The following is a 21,400-nucleotide window of genomic DNA, read 5'->3' on the forward strand; positions in this document are numbered from 1 at the left end:
TCACACCTCCGTTCTTTTAGAACCTGCTATCCAGCAACAGCTTCGTGTAAGGATGCTTAGGACAATCAAATACCTCTGCCACACTGCCAGTCTCAACAACTTCGCCATGACGCATAACAACCATGTCCTGTGCCGCTTCTGCGACGAGATCCAAGTCGTGCGTAATTAGAAGAATTGTTGTTCCATGCTGCTCATTCAATCGCTTCAATAGTCCAATGAACTCCTTTTGTAGCACCATATCGAGTGCGGAAGTGGGTTCATCTGCAATTAAAAGGGTCGGTTCCATATACAAGGCACATGCAATCATGCATCGCTGCAACATGCCGCCAGATAATTCGAATGGGTACTGTTCCATGATTTCCGACGCAAGGCCAAGATCAACCAAAATGCCTTCCATCTTCAATCGAAATTCTTCAATCATATCGCCCATTTTTCTTCCCGAAAACTCAAAAAGCTGGTGCCTCATCTTCACAGAGGGGTTAAAGCTATTCGCTGCATCTTGGAAAATTGTAAATAAATGTGTTTTTCGGATTTCCATCATTTCTTTATCCGAAACGGTAAGTAAGTTTTTGTCGCTAAATAAAGCCTGTCCAGTCGCTTTCGCTCCTGGTGGCAATATCCCAAGAAGCGCGGAAACCGTCATACTTTTTCCACTGCCGCTTTCGCCAATAATTGAAGTAATTTTTCCAAGTGGAACAGAAAACGAACTATTATGCACAATCGATTTTCCATCAATATCAATTGATAATTGACGTACACTAAGCATCTAAACGCCTCCGTTCCGGATTTTTCAATGCTTCCCCAATAAAGTTAATCGCAAGAATTGTAATGAAAATCATTATTCCGGGGAACACTCCAATCCACCAAGCGCCAATTAGGATATCATTTTGCGCGTAGTACAGCATATTGCCCCATGATGGAATCGCTGGTGGTACACCAATCCCTAGAAAACTAAGCGACACTTCGATGAATATAGCTCCTGCAAAATTGAACAATGTAACAACGAAAATAGCGGGAATACTATTGCGAAGCATATGCCCAAAAATAATGTTCCACATCGGTGTCCCAAACATTGTTGCCATTTTCACAAACTCTGCATCCTTCAATCGGATAAATTCAGAGCGGACGATACGTGCGGTAACCAGCCAACCCGTAACGCCAATAATAAGCGCCATACTCCACATCCCGCCTTGCATGAATGCTTGAAATGCTAAGATGATAATAAGCGAAGGGATTGTAATGAGTGCTTCTAAAAATCGCATCATAACAGTATCAACGAGTCCTCCGACATAGCCACTAATTCCGCCGTATAGTACGCCAATAACAAGTGATACTAGTACAGACACACTTGCAACGGTCAGCGTCACTTTACCACCTTCTAATAGACGTGAAAAGACATCGCGCCCAAGATGGTCCGTTCCTAACAGATGGCCTCCGCCGGGAGAGCTGTATACTTCATCGAGATTCATGTCATTTGGTTCATACGAGGAAAGGAAGCTTGCAAAAATAGTCATAAGTACGATAATACTGAGGATGATGCACCAAAAGATCATTGCTTTTTGTGATTTCATTTATCGCACATCCCCTTTCCGTAGCCTCGGATTCAATGAATATGTAATGAGGTCAATAACGAAAAGGCTTACGACGACAATCAAACCCGTTAGTAAAATACCACCCATTAACAATGGGAAATCTTTTGTAACAACTGCTTTTACGGTTAGTTGTCCAAGTCCCGACCATGAAAAGAGCGATTCCACGATAATCGACCCACCCACAAATGAAGGAATGGTCATTCCGATATAATTCAAATAAGGAATCGATGCGTTGCGCAAAATCCCTTTTCGAATGACTTGCTCCGCTACACCATTGGCACGTGCTACCGTTACATAGTAGTTGCGACTTTCCACTTTTATGCTTTCTTGGAGAAAACGCGCGTAAATCCCGACGTGGGTCAAGATAATAACAGCTGCAGGCATGAGTAGATAACGCAGTTTATCCACAAATCCGCCTTCACCACCGATATCCCCCGTTCCAGATGACGGAAGGACGCCAAGCTTTACTGCAAAAAATGAAATAAATAATATACCGAGCCAAAATGCCGGAATTGAAGACGTCACAATACTGACCGTCGATAATCCTTTATCCCACAGAGATCCTTCCTTCATTCCCGCTACCGTTCCAAGCCAGATTGAACCTATACTAATAAAAAAGAGCGTCACGCCGAAAAGCAGTAATGTATTTGGCAACCGTTCCATAAGAATGGTCGATACGGGCCTCCCTTCCTTATACGAAACGCCTAAATTCCCTTTCACTGTCTCCGCTAACCACGTACCATACTGCGCAATAACAGGTCGGTCAAGCGAAAAAACACGGCTGATTCGTTCTTTTTCAGCCGCGTTCAATGTTTGAGCATTTCCTCCGTAAAAAGCCGCTGCCGGATCACCGGGAGCTGAATGCATGATGAAAAAAGAGAGGAAGCTTACGATGAGGAGGACAATTATCCCCATCATCATTCGCTTCCCAATCCATTTAACGGTCATTCCACGTCCACTCCTCAACATTCCAGAGGAAACCAGATCCGTGGTGGCCAAGTATCCGTTCTTTGACACCGCTTAGATTTTTATTAATGCCGTAAACCGCATCTTCGTACGCGATAAAGTCAAATGCAGGGTCCTCCGCGAGCTCAGCTTGGAACTCCATATAAATCGCTTTTCGTTCTTCAGGATCCGTCGTAAGACGACCTTTTTCGAGTAGCTCATCCACTTTGGCATTTGAATAGCTCCCAAAGTTATAACCTGAGCTCGTTAAACTCGACTGATCTGTATGGAACAGGATATGCGTATGATGATCCGCATCGTATGGGCTACCCCATCCAATCATGAATGCTTCTGCATCTTCAATCGTAATGGCACTCCAGTCAAGCGCGTCTACCTTGACATCCGCACCGATTTTCTTGAAACCTTCGGCAACATAGTTCGCCATATTTACCCGAACTGCATCTGATACAGGTGCGGTAATCGTAAACGCCAATTTTTCATCATTTTTATAACGGAAACCGTCTTTTTCTTCTTTCCAGCCTGCGTCGTCTAGAAGCTCTTTCGCTTTTTCAACGTCGTATGCATACTTCTCTACATTTTCATTGTTGAACGCATGTTTTTGAAGGGGTGAATACGCTTCTGTTCCGTATCCTTTCAAAATGCCTTTGACAATCTGAGCGCGGTCCGTTGCATAGCTAAATGCGCGCCTCACATCAACGTCTTTCCATAAATCTTTAGTCATGTTATAAAGAATTCCGCGGTAATCTGCAGATTCAATATCGTAAATCTTAATATTTTTTTCCTTTTCTAACTCTTCAACCTGTACAGGATCGAGTAATGCAATATCAACTTCCCCAGATTTAAGTTGCAATGCACGGACATTGCTATCCGGAATGAATTTAAAAATCACTTTTTCAATAGAAGGTATTGTTCCATGGAAATCATTAAATGCTTTTAATGTTAAACTGTTGCCACGATCCCACTTGTCAAACATGTATGGACCCGCACCAATTGGATGACTGTTGAATTCAGCTGTCCTCATGTCAACGCCTTCAAATGCATGCTTTGGAAGAATTGGAGCTGTCAGTTTATCAAATATTGGTGTAAAAGGTCGTTTAAGTTTTAGTTCAAGCTTATAGTCGTCTACTTTCTTAATCGAATCAACTTCAGTGAAATCTTCTTTTAAGAATGACGCATTGTTATCGTCGAGAATGCTTTCAATAGTAAAAACAACATCGTCAGCAGTAAGTGGTTCACCATCATGAAACTTAATCGTATCTTTTAAAACAAACGTATACGTTAACTTATCCGTTGATACTTCATACGAATCTGCAATATCCGTAACTGGTTCATTGTTGTCATCGAACCGCATCAGACCGCGAAATAATAGCGCATCCAGGTTCGTTTCCTCCAACAGCGGATTAAGTCCTTCAAATTCAGCTTCCGACGCATAGACGAGTCGATTTTCATTTGTTTTTGAAGTGTCTTTCCCTTTACTTCCACATCCCGAAATAACGAGTAAAATTGCAATAAAAATAAGGAATAAATTCATTTTCTTTTTAAACATAAGAGCCTCCCAATAAAATGTAATTCATACTACCTAATTATAATGAGATGGTTGTTCAATGTCTAACCGGACGCCGATTGGAACAATCTTCAAATAGATTTTTCGGTTAATATCCTACAACTCGGGCATATTATCATGAACAAATAAATAAGGAGGGTGATTAATTGATGAACAAAATGGCCATGGCAGCACTTGGACTCGGTGCAGCGTATTTAATGAGAAATAAAGGCGCTAGGGACAAGCTGATGAAACAGGTTGAATCGTTCACAGGTACACTCCCCATGAAAAACAAATCGCAAGGCAATTCGTAAACTCGTTTTAAAACGATTAAGCGAAAAGACTTTTGCATAAAAACGGCAACCCATAAACGGGTTGCCGTTTTTATGCAAAAGTATCAATCGCTGAGTTAGTTTACGACAGCATTTCTACGCTCCGTATACAGAACGATGTAGATACTGGCTTCATAGAGAATTACCATCGGAATAAGCACAATGAGCTGGCTTACGAAATCCGGTGGTGTAATCAAAGCCGAACCAACTGCGATAGCAAGATACGACCATTTCCGTACTTTTTTCATTGACTCTGCGGTAAGCAACCCGATTGCCGCCAAAAACAACGCAACTATCGGTAACTCGAATAATATTCCAATTGGCATCGTAGTCATGAGTAAAAAGCTGATATATTCTTGCGCCGATACCATTACGTTAAAATTCACGGCACCTAGCGAAACGAGAAACTTATAACTGAGGGGATTTACGATAAAGTAGCCGAATGACACGCCTAATAGAAATAGCAGTAACATGACAGGCGAGTATAGACTAAGAAATCTGCCTTCCCTTTCATTTAGCCCTGGTTTTACGAACTGCCATAGAAAATGACAAAGGAAAGGGATTGACAACCCGAATGCTAGTGCTGTTGAAATCGACATGTAAAACTTCACGACTTCAAGTGGTCCAAGTATGATCAGTTGATGTCCGCGGGTAATATACGGGAACCATAGATTGATACTCGAAAATACAGCGATTAGGAAGAAAAGGAAAACAGCTGCGCTTTTGACGAGCTGTTTTCTTAGGTCAGTAAGATGATCAACAAGGGAGGGATCAGCTTCAAAATTGCTTTCCGTGACCTTGTCATCCCGAGTTATTTCTGTTGTGGCTGGTGTAACAATCTTCAAATTTTCGACTTGAACTTTATCAAGCGGACTTACAACTTTACGACTGTGATCTCCATATGGTTCCATACTTTCACCTGCTTATAGTTGGTCCGGTTTCTTTATTTCCTTTGGGGCTACTGGTTCTTCATCTTCCATAATGTCTTTCGCTGACTTTTTAAACTCAGCAAGTGTCTTCCCTACAGCAGCTCCCACTTCAGGTAACTTTTTCGGTCCGAACAAAATTAAAACAATAACAAGGATGATAATCAGGCCAGGTACGCCAATACTCGCTAAACTCATTGCATAAGGCTCCCTTCATTTTTCTGCAAGTGATCCGCCCGCTTTACTGTATTTAACAATCCCTTCCGCAGCCCGATAAGTCATTTATATTTTCCGCCATCCTATATCCTCCTCTGTATGACTGCCGTCAATATAATCAAGTCCTAGCATAAAGTATGGCAGTTCTATCTAACCTTCATACAATACGAGCCATTTTTTTGATTAACTTAATTTCTACATAACAAAAGAGGCTACTATACACAGGTAGCCCCCCTCCATTTACTTCATAATCGCTTTTACCAATGCCTTGCATCTTTCAAATCGCTCTTCATAATTCCCTTTAACAATGACATAGTCAACACCGGCTTCATCAAACATCTGCTTCAACTTACAGCTATTTTCTTCTCGAATGGATTGCCCCCCATGAACACGCATACCATCGTTCACCCACGCCACATCTGGCTCCAAATATATATGTAAATCGTACTCCTGTAACTTTGCCACTTCAGTTAAAATATCCAATCTTTTTCCGACATACAGCTCCGAGTAATACTGCGTAACAATCGCTTCGGTGTCGATAAAAAGAACTTTATTTGCCGTTCGTGTTTGCATACGTTCATGGTATTTATGCTCAAACGCAATTTCATGGTAATCGCTTTCTAGCGTGATCGACATCGAATCTTTGAATTTGTTATAATATGTACGACCGTATTCCTCAACATACGAAGTATTGTACACACGCGCTAGATTTCGAACGAGCGTTGACTTCCCACTACTCTCCGTCCCAATTATGGCAACCTTTTTCACAAAATAGGGACGAACTTCTTGGGGAATCATATGCCAATGAACGTAAGGTCCTTCCTCCCTAATCAATGTCGTCGAAATATCAAATAGCTCCCGATCATTATCAAGCAAGATATGTTCAGCGTCTGGATACAGCTCAGTAAAGTATTCGTTATAACTACTTTCAGAACTGAAGACCGTATCGATTTCTTTCCCTACAGACGCTTTAATCGCTTTTGCACCTGCCATCCAGTCTTCAAATTTCCCTGTTTGCTTTTCTTCCACACTATGTACAAATACATGATCCAAATCAGCCGTAATTTCACTCCACCAACGAAGTCGTTGAACCGCAGAAATAGGTTTCATTCCCGTCCCTTCGAAAATCTTCTTCTCATATTCTTCATCATAGGAAACAACGACATGTAATTCGTCGACGATTGTTGACGCCATCACCATTGCATTCACATGCCCTAAATGTACCGGTAAAAACTTCCCGCCGTACATCCCAATTTTACGTTTCGATGTCATCTTTCCTGCCTCCCAAAAATGCTTTCTTATGAGTCCAATACTACAAGGTCTTGCAAAAAAAGAAAACCACCTAGTGATAGGCGGCCTCCGAATTACTTCTGATTCATTTCTCTTCCCATTCTCTAATACGTTTCTTCACTTCAGCTTCCAGATCTTCAAGCTCCATTGCATGACTTTCCTGATCGGGTTGCATTTGAAACCAGTTCACTTCATCGCCTTTATAATGACCTTGGTACTCTTTCCCATCCAATGTCAACTCAAAATGTAATGTTTCGTGTTGCGTATCTTCAAATATTTCTTTCCGTACATTAAAGTTCTCAATCATAACGTCGCCTCCATTTAGTCGATTTTTCACAGTGTGCCTTTCCTATCATGCTCACTTATTGACGATTTCTTACTTAAATGATGAAATTCATTTCACACTGCGGCATTTATCAACTTTGCGATTGACGCGGAAGATAATTTGACCGCCTTCAAATCCTATAGACGGAAAATCGATAGCTAAAAAGATAATAATCCTGCTGAACTTCCAATAACGTTTACTATATTCGATGTCGGGTATATAGTTGTATAATTAACCAGACGGGGGTTTTATTGTGAGTAATAGTTTTTCCGACAAATTCAAAGGCGCTGTAAACAAAGTAAAAGGTGAAGTAAAAGAGAAATTCGACACTGCAATGGATAACGACAAGGTCGACAAGTTTAAAGGGCAAGCGCAGGATAAATTTGGCGAAGTGAAAAATAAAATCGACACCGCAATGGACAGTGACAAAGTCGACAAGCTAAAAGGGCAAGCGCAGGATAAGTTTGGTGAAGTAAAAAACAAAATTGGCACAGTGATGGACAGTGACAAAGTCGACAAGTTTAAAGGGCAAGCACAGGATAAGTTTGGTGAACTGAAAGACAAGTTTACTAACAAAAAGTGACATTGTAAGATTTACACCAAACGTAAGTCATCTAGTGAAATTAAGCTAGTACAGCCTTCAGTCAATGAAACAATAAAAAGGTAATCATGTGCACCGTCATTTCGGCGTACACGATTACCTTTTTATGTGTACAGGCCTTCAAAGCCTAGTATCGGAACCCGATCTTCCTCTAATTGAATCTCGTCTAACGGAATTTCGATTATATATTCAAACTTTCCGTAAGCATGCACGTCAATCTTCCCTTTAACAAAAGGATTATTTGTCACAAGTGCAACCTTTCTAGTATTTTCATTGTATCCTTCCACAGCGAATCGATGGCCTGCTATCATTGCATACGGAACGATTTCATATGCATCTTCCAATTCTCTGACTGAGACTGATTTAATGAAAACCTGTTTATATCCACTTATCCCCACAAACCCATTCTCCAAGTCTAAAGGATTACTCGATTGTAAGTAGTATTGTCGTTGATAGGAAACTAGTTCAAACTCTTTATTTCGCCATACAGCAAAACGTCCTTTTCTTATCACTTCATCTCCCCCACTATTTATATTATAACTATTATACATAGTAGATTGAAAATTGCGTATACAACTTTCGTCATATTTTTACAGAAAAGTACAGGTGAAAATGATATTAAAATCTCTTTTTCGGTATAATTTTATCATTTATGACAATCATAAGCGGTAGTACAGTAAAGGAGGATGGTTTAATTGACTAAAAAGAAGCCATTCACAAATGGCACCAAAAACCTTCCAATAGACGAGGTTATTAGTGATGATATGAAATTTGTCGATGCTATTCCACTTGAAGAATTAAAAATGAAAGCATTAACAGAGAAACAACGTCCTATTACAGAAAACACTTTATCAGGCAAAGAAGATTTCCCGAAATCCTAAAACAGTAGCGCCCATTCACTTATTGTGAATGGGCGCTACTCTTAGTCTATTTTCATCAGGTCGAGCGGTGTAATGATTCCAAATAACTTCTCTTCCGGTCTCCCATTTTCCGTAATTAGAAGTGCCTCAAGACGCTTTCCTTCAGCAACAGACTTTTTGAAGTATTCCTCCGCTTCATAAACAGATAAGTCCATTCTTATAAATCGATACGTGTTTTTTTGTTTTTCGTGGGAATAAATGTCGAGAAGTGTCGGCATTTCCCGGGAAATTATTTCGTCTGTCATATTATCTGCAAGCCAATACGTAATACCTGTCGCTGTAATAAGCCCAATGAACTTATTTCCCTGATAAATAGGTATCTGATTGAACTTCTTTTCCCGTATTAGATTCAATCCACTAGCAAGTGTATCGGTAGCTTGTAATATATGGACTTTTCGTAGGAACAAATCAGCCACTGTCACGGGCTTTGACAGTTCTCGATCGATGTATTCAATCAGTTCCACAATATCCTCATGTGGTTCAGCGATTGCATACTCCATACCAGTCCGATTGTGGACGATTGCATTGCGTAAATCACCGCATTCCCGCAAATCCTGCTCAAATTTTTGGATAACCGCATTCAAATGCTTAGACTTATCAATCAAGCGCGGGAAAGGCATAAAGCTGCTCAAGCCACTTACTTTTTCCATAGATTTCTCAATACGATTATATGCAAAGATGAAGCGATCTGAGTTACGCACAGTCATCCAAAGCTCCTCCCTAATCTGAATAATTCAAATTTGAAAGAATTATACCACAAAGGGTTGTTTACACTGTCGTTTTTGCGGCATTCCGTTTCGACATGACTACTCCGAAGACGATTAAGATGCCGATTAGTATTACTGTCAGACCCGAGCTCATCCATAAATTTGTCAGTTCGGAATCTGCCTCTAACCAATAGGATGCGTACACCGACACTTTCCACGGTGACACTGTCCAATAAGTACCGATAAGCGAATCTATAATCTGGTAGACCAGCGTAATTAGAATCGCAAGTCCTGCTGCACCACCGGTCGGAAGCCATGCGCTTAGTGATAAAACAACTGTGACAACGAAGACCAACCATAAACTATACGTTGCAACAAAGGCGAATATTTCTCCCCCATCTACATGGTTAAAGAGGATTTCAATATAGTACCAAGCAGCCATAAAGCCGAGCCATACGCTTCCAAGTACAATACCATTAACGACAATCCATTTACTCAAAAAGTAGTTTAGGAATGACATCGGGCGAACATAGAGTAACGTTGCCGTCCCATTTTTCCGTTCTCCTGAAATTGTCCCCATGAAAGCGAGAATAATAACGAGAATCCCAATAGTTTGGTATTGCCCAAGCAATGACAGAAAGATTTCTTCCCCTTTTAATTCCGGCCATAGGAATTCGGCTCCTTCCGGCATATTACCGACACTTTTCATAATTTCAGGCAAAAAGTGATTCGTTACAGGCTCCATTATACCGAATATAATAAAGACGAGCGGAATCCATAACATTTTGAAATTCCGTGTATGTTCACGCCATTCTTTCTGCACTAGTACGGTAAGACCATTCATCAGACCACCGCCACTTTCATGAAGATGTCTTCAAGGCTCGCCGTCTGCCATTCAACTTTTCGCACTAAAAACTTACCGGCGCTTAACACGGAGAGGACAGATGACATTTCAACCTTTTCCGACCGGATGTCAATTGAAACAATCAACCCTTTTGATGTCACTTGCCATTTAGTCACTTCCGTAAATCGCCGCAACTCTTGCTCTCCTTCAAATTCAATGACTATTCGCGGCTCCGCATAGCGCGTTCGTACTTCATCAAGTGAACCATGTTCGACAAGCTTTCCCTGCCGTAAAAACAGCAACTGGTCTGTCATTTCTTCCGCATCATTCAAAATATGGGTTGAATATAAAATTGTTGTTTTTTGTTGTAACTCTTTCAACAAATCCATAACTTGTCGACGTCCAACTGGATCGAGTGCAGATACCGGTTCATCGAGTAGAAGCAGTTTTGGTTTATGGACAATCGCTTGCGCAAGCCCTAGACGCTGTTTCATTCCCCCGGAAAAAGTACCCGTCTTTTTGTTCACAGCATCGCCTAGGCCTACAAATTCCAATGTCTTTTTCGCATCCATTGTTGCTTGTTTTGTCTCCACCCCACTTAGCCGCGCAGCCATTTCAGTAAATTCAAGCGCAGATAGCCAAGGAAAAAACTTCGGATATTGTGGAAGAAAACCAATAATCGACCGGATATCCTGTTTTGCATCCCCTTGAAATTGTATCGCTCCGCTTGTCGGTGAAACTAATCCCGCAAGCATAGACAATGTCGTCGTTTTCCCAGCTCCGTTTGGCCCTATTAAAGCTGTTGCTGTATGTTCTTCAAGCTCGAACGACACAGCATCCACTACATTATTATCGGCATATTTCTTCGACAAATTATCCACTCGAAGCAAAAATGTCATACTTGCCGCCTCCCGAAGATGAAGTACAGAATTGATCCAACCAAATTGCCTAGAACGATGATGAAAATCCACATGATAAATGGACCGTTCGTCCGCTTATGGCGAATGACATCAACGAGTGCAACAATCATCAAAATGAACTGAAGTACAATCAACGGCATAATGAGATTCCAAGGAAGATTCGCGAGCTCTGACATAAACTTCACACCCTTTCTATTTGTTACTAGTATATCTACTATACCAACACTGTTCTATATTGTATATAACAAACACCTTTAATATGACAAATGAGCTGAAGTATTTATGGCTCATAAGGAGTTATCAATCTCAGGGTCAATTTCCATAACAAAAAATCCTCCCGAACATCATAATCGGGAAGATTCCATATTGCTTAACGAAACAGTTTTGGTTCATCTGTTCAATATTGCCTCAAATTCACCTATCGCCAGTCCAGGCCCAATATTCCACCTTTTTAGCAATAGCGGATTGTCTCCCACCTTGTTATATCCTTTCCTTGTCGTAAAGGCTGTGGTGAATCCAGAATCCCTTAACAGTGATTGCGACTGAATAAAATTCGATCCAAAAGGATAAGCAAAATGTGTTGTGTCGAAACCGCTGTCAGCTAAAAACTTCATATTTCCCTTCAAATCTGCAAGTGCTTCATTATAAGGAAGAAAGTTCATTGCACCTAGGCGACCATTAAAATAATGCATTTCGTGCGTATGCCCATGATAGGCAAACACATCTTTATTGGCCCTCATTTCATGTGTACTTACCGACACGATGGTGTCTGCATTCCAAGATTGGTCATGTTCTTTCACACGACTCGTAATCAGAAATATATTTGCTTTAAACCCATATTTCCGCAAAACAGGTGCTGCGTATACCACGTTCGACTTCAAACCATCATCCATCGTGATAACAACCACTTTTCCTGGAAGATTGATACGATTTAATAAATACTTCTCTAATGTATTCATATCAATCGTAACGTAACTCTCCTCTTTCAAGTATTTCATTTGCCACTCAAATTCTGACGGTTGAATCGTTGTACTTGCTTCTAAAAATTTTTTATTTTCTTCCTTTTTTAGAAAGTGGTGATACATAATCGCCACTACACCATTATCCTTCACCACTTTTTCCTTCTCAACGTATCCAAGCTGCCCAATAAAGTCGACGACATACCAATTATCTGTTTCCTTTATAATCGGAAACCGCATGTTTTCCCTAATCAAACCTAGGTCATAATTCAGATTTGAATCATAGACAACAACATCTTTTTTTGTAATAAAGCTTTCATTCGTTAGTTCAGATTGTGGTACTTGACCAGTATTCCCCAATTTCAATTTCACAGCATCTTCTTTTTTGATAAATCCGGTACCTCTCCCAAAATTCACGTAAAAGTAACGATCATTTTCCCCTACAACTTTAAAATGCTGTCCAACTGCGGCTGTACCCACATATTCAAAAAAACCTGTCATATCACCTATAATTTCGGCATTCTTAACCATCTTAATGGTATCTATTTGCAGTGATGCTTCTACAACTCCATTTTCATTATTCATGTTGCTCTTGTCTTTTGAAACATACGAATGTAAATGACTTGTGTTCTGCAAAGGGAACAACACCAACAATACAATGGAAATCGCTAGTACACTCAAAAAAATACCCATTTTTTTCAAAACCCTACACAGTCCTTTCCGTTTTATATAGTTTGGTCTATATAAACGGATTTACTCGAGAAAACTTTAAGTCGTTTAAATGAACAAAAGCGTAAGCGCCTTGGCAGACCTGAAAAGCACTGGAGTCTAGACGTAAAATCTCTACGTTACAACTTATCCAAAGTACGTAATTTTATTATTTCCTAGACAATAAAAAATCCTCCCAATGAAAAAGGGAGGATTCCATTATTCATCTATTTCTTCAAGCCGAGGCATTGCCGATAATGCACCTGATTTTGTCGCACAGAGGGCACCGAGTTTATTGCCAAAGGATATATAGTCAATCCATTCATTACGTGTTTCAGGCCGCCCTTTTAAATGGACTTGGCAAAGTATTCCTGCGATGAATGCATCGCCCGCTCCAGTCGTATCCACAGCCACAACTGGTTCAACGCCTACATGTGTCATACTGCCGTCAAGGACAGCAAATGTACCGTGTTCGCCCGCCGTGACAAGTATGACGGGAATCCCGTAAGGCACCAGTTTGGCGATTCCATTTTCTAACGTATTTGTCTCCGTCAAGAAAAAAAGCTCCTCTTCTGTCAGCTTCAGCAGATTGGCCTCCCCAACAAAGGACATGATTGTCTTACGACAAAGCGCTTCACTTTCCCACCTTAGCGGACGGATATTTGCGTCGAATGACAATGGTACTCCAAACTTCTGAGCAAGTCGTACCGCTTCCCGCGTCGTTTGTAGAGCCGTTACATGGAACATCGTACCCGAACAAATATGGAATACGGAGGCATCTTGAAATGCCTCTGTAGACAAATCGGTAGTTTCCACCTGGATATCAGGCGTCTCATCGATATACTTATGGAAAATACGGTCATTATCCTGCGTCAAATGCACGTACACACCGCTCACCCGTTTGTCATTTTCCACCTTCGCAAACGTCAAGTCGACGCCTTCTTTCCTCAATTCATCCCGGACAAATTCGGAAGTCGCGTCATCTCCCGTCACGGTGATGAACGCGGAAGACGCACCGAGCCTAGAAACACCCGCAGCCACATTGACCGTTGCGCCGCCAAGAAATGTCTTGAACGTCGAATTGGACTGGTTTTCCGCTATATAATCGACGAATGCATCGCCGTAAATTAAAACATGTTTTTTTGTTGCATTAATCATGAATGTACACCCTATCACTTTATTTTCCCCAATCGTATCATGGAATGCACCATACAGGAAGAGTCCGAATAGGCGGTCACCCCAACAGTGACAACTATCTGGAATCACCGAGCCGCGAAATTCTAGGCAAATTACTTTAATTGCAACTTCGGTGTGCTAATTGCAACTTTTCAATTCTAATTGCCACTCGAAGGTTTTAATTGCTACTTCGCGATTGTAATTTTAACTCCAGAGTTTTAATAACAACTTCACAATTCTAATCCCAACTTAAAAATTCTAATCACAATCAGAACTTACCACAGGCAGTCTGCATGAATTTCTGCTTTTTGCAAAGACTTAACTTAGGTTTGCGATTTCCAACGTCGTCAGACCTCCGACCTGTAACACTTTCCCTAATCGTGGTATACTGTTTTGATGGAACAGGAGGATTTATCTTATGAAACAATGGATTTACCCACTACTTATCGTCTTTGCAGCGAGCTGCTACGGCATTCTTTCAACGATTATTAAACTGGCGATTCAAGATGGTTATACTGCTGCTGAAGCAGTAACGAGCCAATACTTCGTCGGATTTTTCATAGCTCTACTTATTTTCATCATAGTACGGCGTAAAGTCCCAAAATTCGGCGGTGGCGCGACGCTCCTTCTTGCAGGGTTATTCACCGCAACGACTGGTACGGTATACGGCCAAGCCATTGAATACATGCCCGCTTCTCTTGCGGTTGTTATGTTATTCCAATTTACTTGGGTCGGAATGCTTTTCGATTGTATCGCGAAACGACGCCTTCCAAAACGGATTGAAGTCATTTCACTTCTTTTCCTTTTCGGCGGTACAATTCTTGCGGCCGGCATTATCGATGCAGATCTAAGCGGAATTCCTTGGCAAGGTTGGGCATGGGGAATGGCTTCAGCTGTCAGCTTCGCGTCATTTGTTATGATTAATTCACGACAGGTTGAAGGAATGGATACGGAAACACGCTTGCTATTCACATCGTTTTTCGCAGCCATTGCCATCTTCTTTTTCCAAACACCTGAAATCGTCTGGAACGGAACGTTATTCGGTGGCGGTTTATGGGTATACGGTTTGATTCTCGGACTGTTCGGGATTGTCATTCCGATTTATCTCTTTTCAATTGCAGTGCCGAAAGTTGGGACTGCGATGACATCGATTTTAAGCGCAGCAGAACTTCCAGTTGCGGTCACCGCGTCCGTTATTTTATTGAGCGAAGCACTGACGACATTCCAAGTTATTGGTATTATTATTATCGTAATCGGTATGACGTTACCGACCATTGCGCAGAGAAGATTGAAATATACAAGGTAGTTTACACAGCCCACTGCACTTGCAGATGGGCTCATTCCTTTAAATCTTGTAGTATTTGATATAATAGAGAATGTAGAAGGAGGTTTTTTACTAATGGACATAAAAATTCGACAAGCACAACCGGCTGATGCCGAACAGGCCGCGCCGCTTATTATTGACGCAATTGGCGATATCGCTAAAAGAATGACAGGCGAAACAGAATGGGACAAGGTAGAGCAGGAACTATGCGTTCTATTCAAGCGTGAGGATAACCGACACTCTCATCTTTATACTTACGTTGCAGAGTTGGATGGAAAAGTAGCAGGTATTATGGTGTTGTATTCAGGTGCGGATGCCCCTGAACTCGACCATAATTTAAGTCAGTGGCTTTCTAAAAAAGGTGCTACTAACTCCGAAGTCGAAGCGGAATCGTTAGCTGACGAACTTTACATCGATACAATTTGTATTGATCCCGCATTTCGCGGTAAAGGAATTGGTACGAAGTTTTTTGAGTATGCAGAGGAAGTTGCGAAACAAAAAAACAGCGCCAAGCTATCTTTAAACGTCGAAACAGAAAAAGAGCCGGCTATCCGCCTTTACAAACGCCTTGGTTATGAAATCGTCTCGCCATGGACAATCATTGGTGAACCGTTTCATCATATGGTGAAAATCATTTAATTGAAATAAAACCGCCTTTTTGATTTCTTCATTAGAAATCAAAAAGGCGGTTTTATTTCATTATTTACTTTCTTGCTCATTAACGAACTTAACAAACTTATCGACGACTTTATCTAAAAATTTGAGTGTACCTTCATCTGTTAGTTGCCCCTCTCGGAACTTTTGCGCTGCCGAGCCAATGAAGATTTCATTCCCCGCTAGAGGCATTGTAGTTGCTTGGATACTCCCTAATACTTGTCGTAAGTGCAATTGCGCTCTTACTGTTCCGAGCGCTCCTTGATAAACGCCCATCGGCAATACCGGTTTACCTGCTATCGGTTTGTCTACTCTAGATAACCATTCCAATGCATTTTTCAAAACGCCCGACATGGACCAATTGAATTCAGGTGTGCTAATGAGTACAGCATCCGCTTCAGCAATCATTTCCTTGTAGTTCTGTACTTCCCCAGAAGGTGATTGTTCCTCATCTTCATTGTAGAACGGCAAACTTCCGATATCTGCAATTTCTACTTTAAAAAGGTGACTGTATCTCTTTTCAATCGTTTTCACTAACTGCATATTGAATGAATCTTTTCGTAAACTCCCGACAATCGCTATGACTTTCATCAAGTTCTCTCCTCTATTTTACATATTTCATTCTTTAACGTGTACTCTACACGATACCCTACATTCACATATATCATTCGGCTCGACTTTGTAAATAAAACTTTCATGCCTGAAAACTTTTTAGTGTTTCTAAGGGTAAGTATAGTATGAGCAACAAAATACCGTTGTTCTGGAAGGAGTGAAACCTAGTGGAGATGAAAGAATTGATACGAAACATACAGGCTGGCGACAAAGATTCGTTTCGCGAATTTTACGAAGCATATGCAGATTATGCAATCCGAACGGCTTCTGCGATTACGCGTAACCGTGAAATCGCAAAAGATGCTGTGCAGGAAACGTTCATCCGTGTATACAGACAAATCAGCAGTTACAACCCGGAGCTACCATTTGAACCATGGTTTTACCGTATTTTAACGAATGAATGCCTACGGTTCCTAAAGAAAGAGTCACCTCTTTCAATGTTCGAACTTCCCGACTTAGAAAATGATCCATCCCTTGCTGAAGAATCTTTTGATCATCTGTCCGATTTATACGATACGATTCAATCACTTGATGACATACACCGAATTCCAATCATTTTAAAGTATGTGAGGGGCTTCACGGAAAAAGAAATTGCGGACATTCTAGAGTTAAATCACAATACAGTAAAGTCACGGTTGTTTAAAGGCAGAAAACGACTAAAAGAACAGTTAGACCCGATTGATAAGGAGGATGAGCTACAATGAATAACTTTGACGAACGAGCAAAAGAGGATTTCCATAAACGGACTGAAAAAGAAACAGTCGGTCTAAAAGAGGAAATATGGAATAACCTAGAAAGTGAATTATTCAACGAAGAGAAAGTTAACAGAGGAGAAGTGAATAAAATGAAAAAGAAAAATCGTGTAATTCCCATTATCCTAACAACTGCCGCCGCTCTTGTCATCGCATTCAGTTTACAAACCGATACAGGAATGGCGTTCATGAAAGGTATTAAAGACATGTTCGTCCCAGAAAAGGAGATTACTCAAAGCATTGAAGGACAGGACGAAAAAATGGACGTTAATTTGAATGAAGGTACAAATTCAGAGTACATCATTTATGTCGATGAAACACGCTATAAAATGATCAAAGGCGATAAAGCAGACATCGTTACAACGATTGAGCCCCTTCCAGAAAAGTACCCGGAAGTGACAATGGAAATTAGACAAGTCGCAGATCAGAAACCTGAAGATCTTGTTAAGAAGTTTGAAGCCGAGTTAAAGAAAGACTTCCCGGAATTAAGAGCCGTCGAAGCCGTAACAGAACCAGTCGAAGGCTATTTATTACATGGATTGAACGGTAGTGATTGGGATGCTAAAGTTGTTCATGCCTATGTCATCAGCAATGGCAAAGAGGGTAGTTACATCATTACAGAAAACTATTTCCTTGAGGCCGCGGAAGGTCACGGCGCAAGGTTCCACCATATGTTGGAGAGCTTTGAGTTAGTAGAATAAAGAAATATGAAAGAGGATTTGCGATACAAAAACGGGTAATTTTTAGGGGGGACAAAAAAGAAAAAAACATCAACAATAACACTTGTTTCAACGACCCAAAAAGCATCGGTTATAGCGCCGATGCTTTTTTGAATTATTAATTTTACAAGCTTTGCTAGAATTAATGCGACTATCTATACCAATAAATCATGTACAACTCTATTTTTCAATTGAAAATAACAATGTAATTTAATGTCGTCTAAAAAGATTCACAAAAACGTCACTTATGTAAAAAATTCTAAGCATATATAATTACGTTTATTCTCAATACGAAAGGATGTTTTTATTTGCCTAGTAATAAAAAAGAAGGCATTATTTTCGGACTATTTATGTGTTTTGGAATGGTTCTTATTATGTCAGTTTACAACACAGCTTTACACGGATTTTCATCGTATACAGTAGGGAGTGCAGTGATTCAATTTGTCATAACATTTATCGTCGCTTTTATCGTAGAGTCATTCGTTGAACCGAAAGCGCGTAAAATGGCATTATCACTACCTTATGATAAATCGAGAGAAATCAACTTTATTGTGGCGATTGCTTTTTGTATGGTCCCTATAATGGTTCTTATCATGTCAGTTTACGGCCTTATTTTAACGGCGTTAATGACAGAAATTGAAGGTTCAATTTTCACAGCCTACCTTAAGATAGTTGGTCTAAATTTTATCGTTGCACTTCCATCGCAGTTACTAATTGTTGGACCAATCTCACGTAGGCTATTAGTTAAATATATTAAACCATCGACACAAAAGCCAGAAGTAAACGTGTAAAAACAAGCAAGCCACCAAAAGGTGGCTTGCTTGTTTTATGTAGAACTTCCAAATTGGTTTCAATTTCTTGCCCTGTTACTAAAACATCATTCTAATGCAAGTATTGCTACCTGTTATTCAACAATAAGGGACCTATCCGCTAATGCGAATAGGTCCCTGCCTTCCCCTGCAATTTTGTTGTTTTATCCCTAAAAAGAGACCCCGTTAGCGATACAACCATCCTCGTTCTTTATTTTCATTGTAAGAAAAAACTATGTTTCGATGCATAACTGAGCCGACGAAAGGGTATAGTTTATCTATATAGCCTTTTCTAAGGGAGTCATTCTGTAGGTGAATTTGATAAGGGGGCTTTGAAAAGAGATGGACTTATTCATAGTCGTAGTAGACATACTTGTCGTTATCTCCTATATCCTACTTATTGCTTTAATTTCTCCAACTATAATGCGCTTTATCAAAAAAAGAAACTACGACATACTTTTTGAATTGTTACCTGTTCTATCTATAATTTTTGTGAGTAGCGTTGTCATTTGTATGGGTTATGGCGGTTTTCAAGAAACTCTTTTTTTCCAGTTAACAAGCATCATCTCTTTTGTATTTTTGTTATCCCTGTTGTTCTTGACATTGATAATGAAAAAACTATGGCTAGAGAACTATGAAAAGTTGATAACCTGGTTACTCTCCATTCGTTTAAAAGAGATACGTTTCTTGAAATCCAAGTAAGGTAAAGGATTAAGAATTGTACGATTGCCTGCAATCTGAGATATGGCTATTAATTAGCCGTATCTTTTTTTGCATTTATATAGTTGTCTCGACACTAATCTCTGAACTTGCCTTGGTAGCATCAGGCGCGGGTAGATACGTAAAGAGGACAGTAAACACTATAAGTATAATAGCTAGCTATTCTTTCATGAGTAGCTCCTCCTTTAATTTGCATCAAATGTGGGAAATTAATCTAAAAGCCTAATCACCTCTGACAATACCGGTTGTATTCAGAATTATCGATTAGACTAAGTAATTAATTATATTTTTACGTATACTAGTAAGTGATTGGACTAAAATTGTATAAATAATTTTCTTACATAAGGAGTGAGCGAAAATGACAATATCTACAGAAAATATAATTGAAGCCTTAAAAGGTGTGCTCAAGGATGAACAAGTCTCCATCAACGTAACCGTAAGGGAACTTCATGGCAGGGATGAATCCTATCATGCGGCCAGTATTCCTGACATTGTTGTTTTCCCAGAATCGACTGTAGATGTAAGTAACGTAATGAAAGTATCGAAAGAATACCGAGTACCGGTCATCCCATTCGGCCTAGGTTCAAGCTTGGAAGGACATGTAATCCCCTCTAAGGGAGGAATCACAATTGACTTTTCATTGATGGATAAAGTGTTAGAGGTACGAGAGAATGATTTCCTAGTAAAAGTACAGCCTGGTGTAACCCGTACACAGTTAAATAAAGAACTGAAAAAGTACGGACTCTTTTTCTCGGTCGATCCAGGAGCGGATGCTACACTTGGCGGAATGGCGGCAACAAATGCAAGTGGAACAACGACCGTCAAATACGGCGTCATGCGTGATCAAGTCCGTGATTTAGAAGTTGTGATGGCTGATGGTACCGTCATTCATACGGGGAATATGGCTGCGAAATCTGCATCTGGTCTTCATCTAAACGGTCTTTTCGTAGGCTCTGAGGGTACGCTTGGCTGCTTTACGGAATTAACACTGCGTGTATACGGCATTCCGGAGCACGTCACGGCTGCACGGGCTTCCTTCCCTACCGTCAATGATGCGGTGGAAGCTGTCGTGTCCATTCTACAAGCCGGTATTCCGATTGCTCGAGTTGAGTTGGTCGATGAACCATCCATAAAACAAGCGAACCTTTACAGTGAAACTAACTATAAAGAAAAACCGACGCTGTTCTTGGAATTCCATGGCAATGAAGCGGGTTTGAAACAAGACGTTGATTTCACAAAAGAAATTGTGAAAGACCATCATTGTGAAGACATCGAATTCGAAACAGACAACGCGGGACGCAACAGACTGTGGGAGGCACGGCATAATTTAGCCTACGCCTTTATCCACGGCTATCCTGGTAAAAAGATGATGGTAACAGATGTTTGTCTGCCCATTTCAGAGTTAGCAGGTGCAGTCGAACATGCTCGCGAAACCGTTGAATCACTTGGACTCACCGGAGGTATTGTCGGTCACGTAGGCGATGGTAACTTCCATGTTCTGCTGATGATGGACATGAACGATGCCGAAGAACTTGCAAAAGCCGATGAGTTGAATGAACGTATTGTACTGTATGCACTTGAACGAGGTGGCACATGTACTGGTGAACACGGCGTTGGTATTGGTAAACAAAAGTACCAGGAACAGGAGCACGGCACGGCGCTTCTCGTCATGGAGAAAATCAAAAGAGCACTTGATCCAGACAATTTATTGAACCCAAATAAAAACGTGAAATTCGGCTAATTATACAAAGAGTGTCCAATCCTTAGTAGATCGGGCACTATTTT

At 40.6% G+C, this 21,400-nt stretch carries 26 protein-coding genes; 10 read left to right on the plus strand and 16 right to left on the minus strand.

Features of this window, described 5'->3' with window-relative positions; genetic code table 11:
- Positions 1-16 precede the first annotated feature (16 nt).
- Genes I2483_RS07950 through I2483_RS07965 form a run of 4 tightly spaced genes read right to left on the minus strand, consistent with a single transcriptional unit; the run spans position 17 to position 4,104 of the window.
- Positions 17-766, minus strand: a complete 750-nt coding sequence (locus I2483_RS07950) for an ATP-binding cassette domain-containing protein (protein ID WP_207175102.1) — start codon at positions 764-766, stop codon at positions 17-19.
- On the minus strand, positions 759-1,571 hold the full coding sequence (locus I2483_RS07955; RefSeq protein WP_207175104.1) for an ABC transporter permease: 813 nt from the start codon (positions 1,569-1,571) through the stop codon (positions 759-761). The genes I2483_RS07950 and I2483_RS07955 overlap by 8 nt, the downstream gene beginning before the upstream one ends.
- Positions 1,572-2,540, minus strand: a complete 969-nt coding sequence (locus tag I2483_RS07960) for an ABC transporter permease (RefSeq protein WP_207175106.1) — start codon at positions 2,538-2,540, stop codon at positions 1,572-1,574.
- The gene (locus tag I2483_RS07965; protein ID WP_218624900.1) at positions 2,530-4,104 is read right to left on the minus strand and encodes an ABC transporter substrate-binding protein; all 1,575 of its coding nucleotides are present in this window, start codon (positions 4,102-4,104) and stop codon (positions 2,530-2,532) included. Before I2483_RS07965 ends, I2483_RS07960 begins: the two co-directional genes overlap by 11 nt.
- Positions 4,105-4,268: 164 nt before the next feature.
- Between I2483_RS07965 and I2483_RS07970 the strand changes: the two genes are divergently transcribed.
- Positions 4,269-4,415: a hypothetical protein gene (locus I2483_RS07970; protein WP_207175192.1), complete on the plus strand. Its 147-nt coding sequence runs from the start codon at positions 4,269-4,271 to the stop codon at positions 4,413-4,415.
- A 95-nt stretch (positions 4,416-4,510) separates the two neighbouring features.
- Here the strand turns inward: I2483_RS07970 and tatC are convergent, their stop codons facing one another.
- The 4 genes from tatC to I2483_RS07990 all read right to left on the minus strand — a co-directional run bounded on the left by tatC (position 4,511) and on the right by I2483_RS07990 (position 7,172).
- Positions 4,511-5,344, minus strand: coding sequence for a twin-arginine translocase subunit TatC (gene tatC / locus I2483_RS07975; RefSeq protein ID WP_207175108.1), 834 nt, complete (start codon positions 5,342-5,344; stop codon positions 4,511-4,513).
- 12 nt (positions 5,345-5,356) lie between these two features.
- Entirely contained in the window at positions 5,357-5,557 is a 201-nt protein-coding gene (gene tatA, locus I2483_RS07980) for a twin-arginine translocase TatA/TatE family subunit (protein WP_207175110.1), read from the minus strand.
- A gap of 258 nt (positions 5,558-5,815) precedes the next feature.
- The gene (gene nadR, locus I2483_RS07985; protein WP_207175112.1) at positions 5,816-6,847 is read right to left on the minus strand and encodes a multifunctional transcriptional regulator/nicotinamide-nucleotide adenylyltransferase/ribosylnicotinamide kinase NadR; all 1,032 of its coding nucleotides are present in this window, start codon (positions 6,845-6,847) and stop codon (positions 5,816-5,818) included.
- A 103-nt stretch (positions 6,848-6,950) separates the two neighbouring features.
- On the minus strand, positions 6,951-7,172 hold the full coding sequence (locus I2483_RS07990; protein ID WP_207175114.1) for a hypothetical protein: 222 nt from the start codon (positions 7,170-7,172) through the stop codon (positions 6,951-6,953).
- A gap of 271 nt (positions 7,173-7,443) precedes the next feature.
- Between I2483_RS07990 and I2483_RS19665 the strand changes: the two genes are divergently transcribed.
- Positions 7,444-7,773 carry a hypothetical protein gene (locus tag I2483_RS19665; protein WP_346267710.1) on the plus strand — a complete coding sequence of 110 codons (330 nt, stop codon included), beginning with the start codon at positions 7,444-7,446 and terminating at the stop codon, positions 7,771-7,773.
- A gap of 122 nt (positions 7,774-7,895) precedes the next feature.
- Here I2483_RS19665 and I2483_RS08005 read toward each other — a convergent pair whose 3' ends face one another.
- On the minus strand, positions 7,896-8,303 hold the full coding sequence (locus I2483_RS08005; protein ID WP_186668297.1) for a PH domain-containing protein: 408 nt from the start codon (positions 8,301-8,303) through the stop codon (positions 7,896-7,898).
- 183 nt (positions 8,304-8,486) lie between these two features.
- On the opposite strand from I2483_RS08005, the gene I2483_RS08010 reads away from it, so the two are divergent.
- Positions 8,487-8,672 (plus strand): hypothetical protein, encoded by a 186-nt coding sequence (locus I2483_RS08010; RefSeq protein WP_207175116.1) that lies wholly within the window; start codon positions 8,487-8,489, stop codon positions 8,670-8,672.
- A gap of 41 nt (positions 8,673-8,713) precedes the next feature.
- Here I2483_RS08010 and I2483_RS08015 read toward each other — a convergent pair whose 3' ends face one another.
- The 6 genes from I2483_RS08015 to I2483_RS08040 all read right to left on the minus strand — a co-directional run bounded on the left by I2483_RS08015 (position 8,714) and on the right by I2483_RS08040 (position 14,007).
- Positions 8,714-9,418, minus strand: coding sequence for a CBS domain-containing protein (locus tag I2483_RS08015; protein ID WP_207175118.1), 705 nt, complete (start codon positions 9,416-9,418; stop codon positions 8,714-8,716).
- A gap of 61 nt (positions 9,419-9,479) precedes the next feature.
- Positions 9,480-10,262, minus strand: coding sequence for an ABC transporter permease (locus I2483_RS08020; RefSeq protein ID WP_207175120.1), 783 nt, complete (start codon positions 10,260-10,262; stop codon positions 9,480-9,482).
- On the minus strand, positions 10,262-11,161 hold the full coding sequence (locus I2483_RS08025; protein WP_207175122.1) for an ABC transporter ATP-binding protein: 900 nt from the start codon (positions 11,159-11,161) through the stop codon (positions 10,262-10,264). Before I2483_RS08025 ends, I2483_RS08020 begins: the two co-directional genes overlap by 1 nt.
- Positions 11,158-11,358 (minus strand): PLDc N-terminal domain-containing protein, encoded by a 201-nt coding sequence (locus I2483_RS08030; protein ID WP_207175124.1) that lies wholly within the window; start codon positions 11,356-11,358, stop codon positions 11,158-11,160. Before I2483_RS08030 ends, I2483_RS08025 begins: the two co-directional genes overlap by 4 nt.
- A 213-nt stretch (positions 11,359-11,571) precedes the next feature.
- Entirely contained in the window at positions 11,572-12,834 is a 1,263-nt protein-coding gene (locus tag I2483_RS08035; protein ID WP_207175126.1) for a polysaccharide deacetylase family protein, read from the minus strand.
- 234 nt (positions 12,835-13,068) lie between these two features.
- On the minus strand, positions 13,069-14,007 hold the full coding sequence (locus I2483_RS08040; RefSeq protein ID WP_207175128.1) for a carbohydrate kinase family protein: 939 nt from the start codon (positions 14,005-14,007) through the stop codon (positions 13,069-13,071).
- A 436-nt stretch (positions 14,008-14,443) separates the two neighbouring features.
- Here I2483_RS08040 and I2483_RS08045 point away from each other — a divergent pair, with 436 nt between their 5' ends.
- Both I2483_RS08045 and I2483_RS08050 read left to right on the plus strand, forming a co-directional pair.
- A complete protein-coding gene (locus I2483_RS08045) occupies positions 14,444-15,331 on the plus strand; it encodes an EamA family transporter (RefSeq protein WP_207175130.1) in 888 nt (295 codons plus the stop codon).
- 93 nt (positions 15,332-15,424) lie between these two features.
- Entirely contained in the window at positions 15,425-15,988 is a 564-nt protein-coding gene (locus tag I2483_RS08050; protein ID WP_207175132.1) for a GNAT family N-acetyltransferase, read from the plus strand.
- 60 nt (positions 15,989-16,048) lie between these two features.
- Here the strand turns inward: I2483_RS08050 and I2483_RS08055 are convergent, their stop codons facing one another.
- The gene (locus I2483_RS08055; RefSeq protein ID WP_207175134.1) at positions 16,049-16,594 is read right to left on the minus strand and encodes an NADPH-dependent FMN reductase; all 546 of its coding nucleotides are present in this window, start codon (positions 16,592-16,594) and stop codon (positions 16,049-16,051) included.
- A gap of 194 nt (positions 16,595-16,788) precedes the next feature.
- Here I2483_RS08055 and I2483_RS08060 point away from each other — a divergent pair, with 194 nt between their 5' ends.
- The 5 genes from I2483_RS08060 (at position 16,789) to I2483_RS08080 (ending at position 21,356) form a co-directional block, all read left to right on the plus strand.
- A complete protein-coding gene (locus I2483_RS08060) occupies positions 16,789-17,319 on the plus strand; it encodes an RNA polymerase sigma factor (RefSeq protein ID WP_207175188.1) in 531 nt (176 codons plus the stop codon).
- Entirely contained in the window at positions 17,316-18,068 is a 753-nt protein-coding gene (locus I2483_RS08065) for a hypothetical protein (protein WP_207175136.1), read from the plus strand. The genes I2483_RS08060 and I2483_RS08065 overlap by 4 nt, the downstream gene beginning before the upstream one ends.
- Positions 18,069-18,394: 326 nt before the next feature.
- Positions 18,395-18,877, plus strand: coding sequence for a DUF2798 domain-containing protein (locus tag I2483_RS08070; protein WP_207175138.1), 483 nt, complete (start codon positions 18,395-18,397; stop codon positions 18,875-18,877).
- Between the two features lie 360 nt (positions 18,878-19,237).
- Positions 19,238-19,597 carry a hypothetical protein gene (locus tag I2483_RS08075; protein ID WP_207175140.1) on the plus strand — a complete coding sequence of 120 codons (360 nt, stop codon included), beginning with the start codon at positions 19,238-19,240 and terminating at the stop codon, positions 19,595-19,597.
- A gap of 376 nt (positions 19,598-19,973) precedes the next feature.
- Positions 19,974-21,356 carry an FAD-binding oxidoreductase gene (locus I2483_RS08080; protein WP_207175142.1) on the plus strand — a complete coding sequence of 461 codons (1,383 nt, stop codon included), beginning with the start codon at positions 19,974-19,976 and terminating at the stop codon, positions 21,354-21,356.
- The last annotated feature ends 44 nt before the right edge of the window (positions 21,357-21,400 follow it).

This window comes from Sporosarcina sp. E16_3 (assembly GCF_017347125.1).
In the GTDB taxonomy this organism is placed as follows: domain Bacteria; phylum Bacillota; class Bacilli; order Bacillales_A; family Planococcaceae; genus Sporosarcina.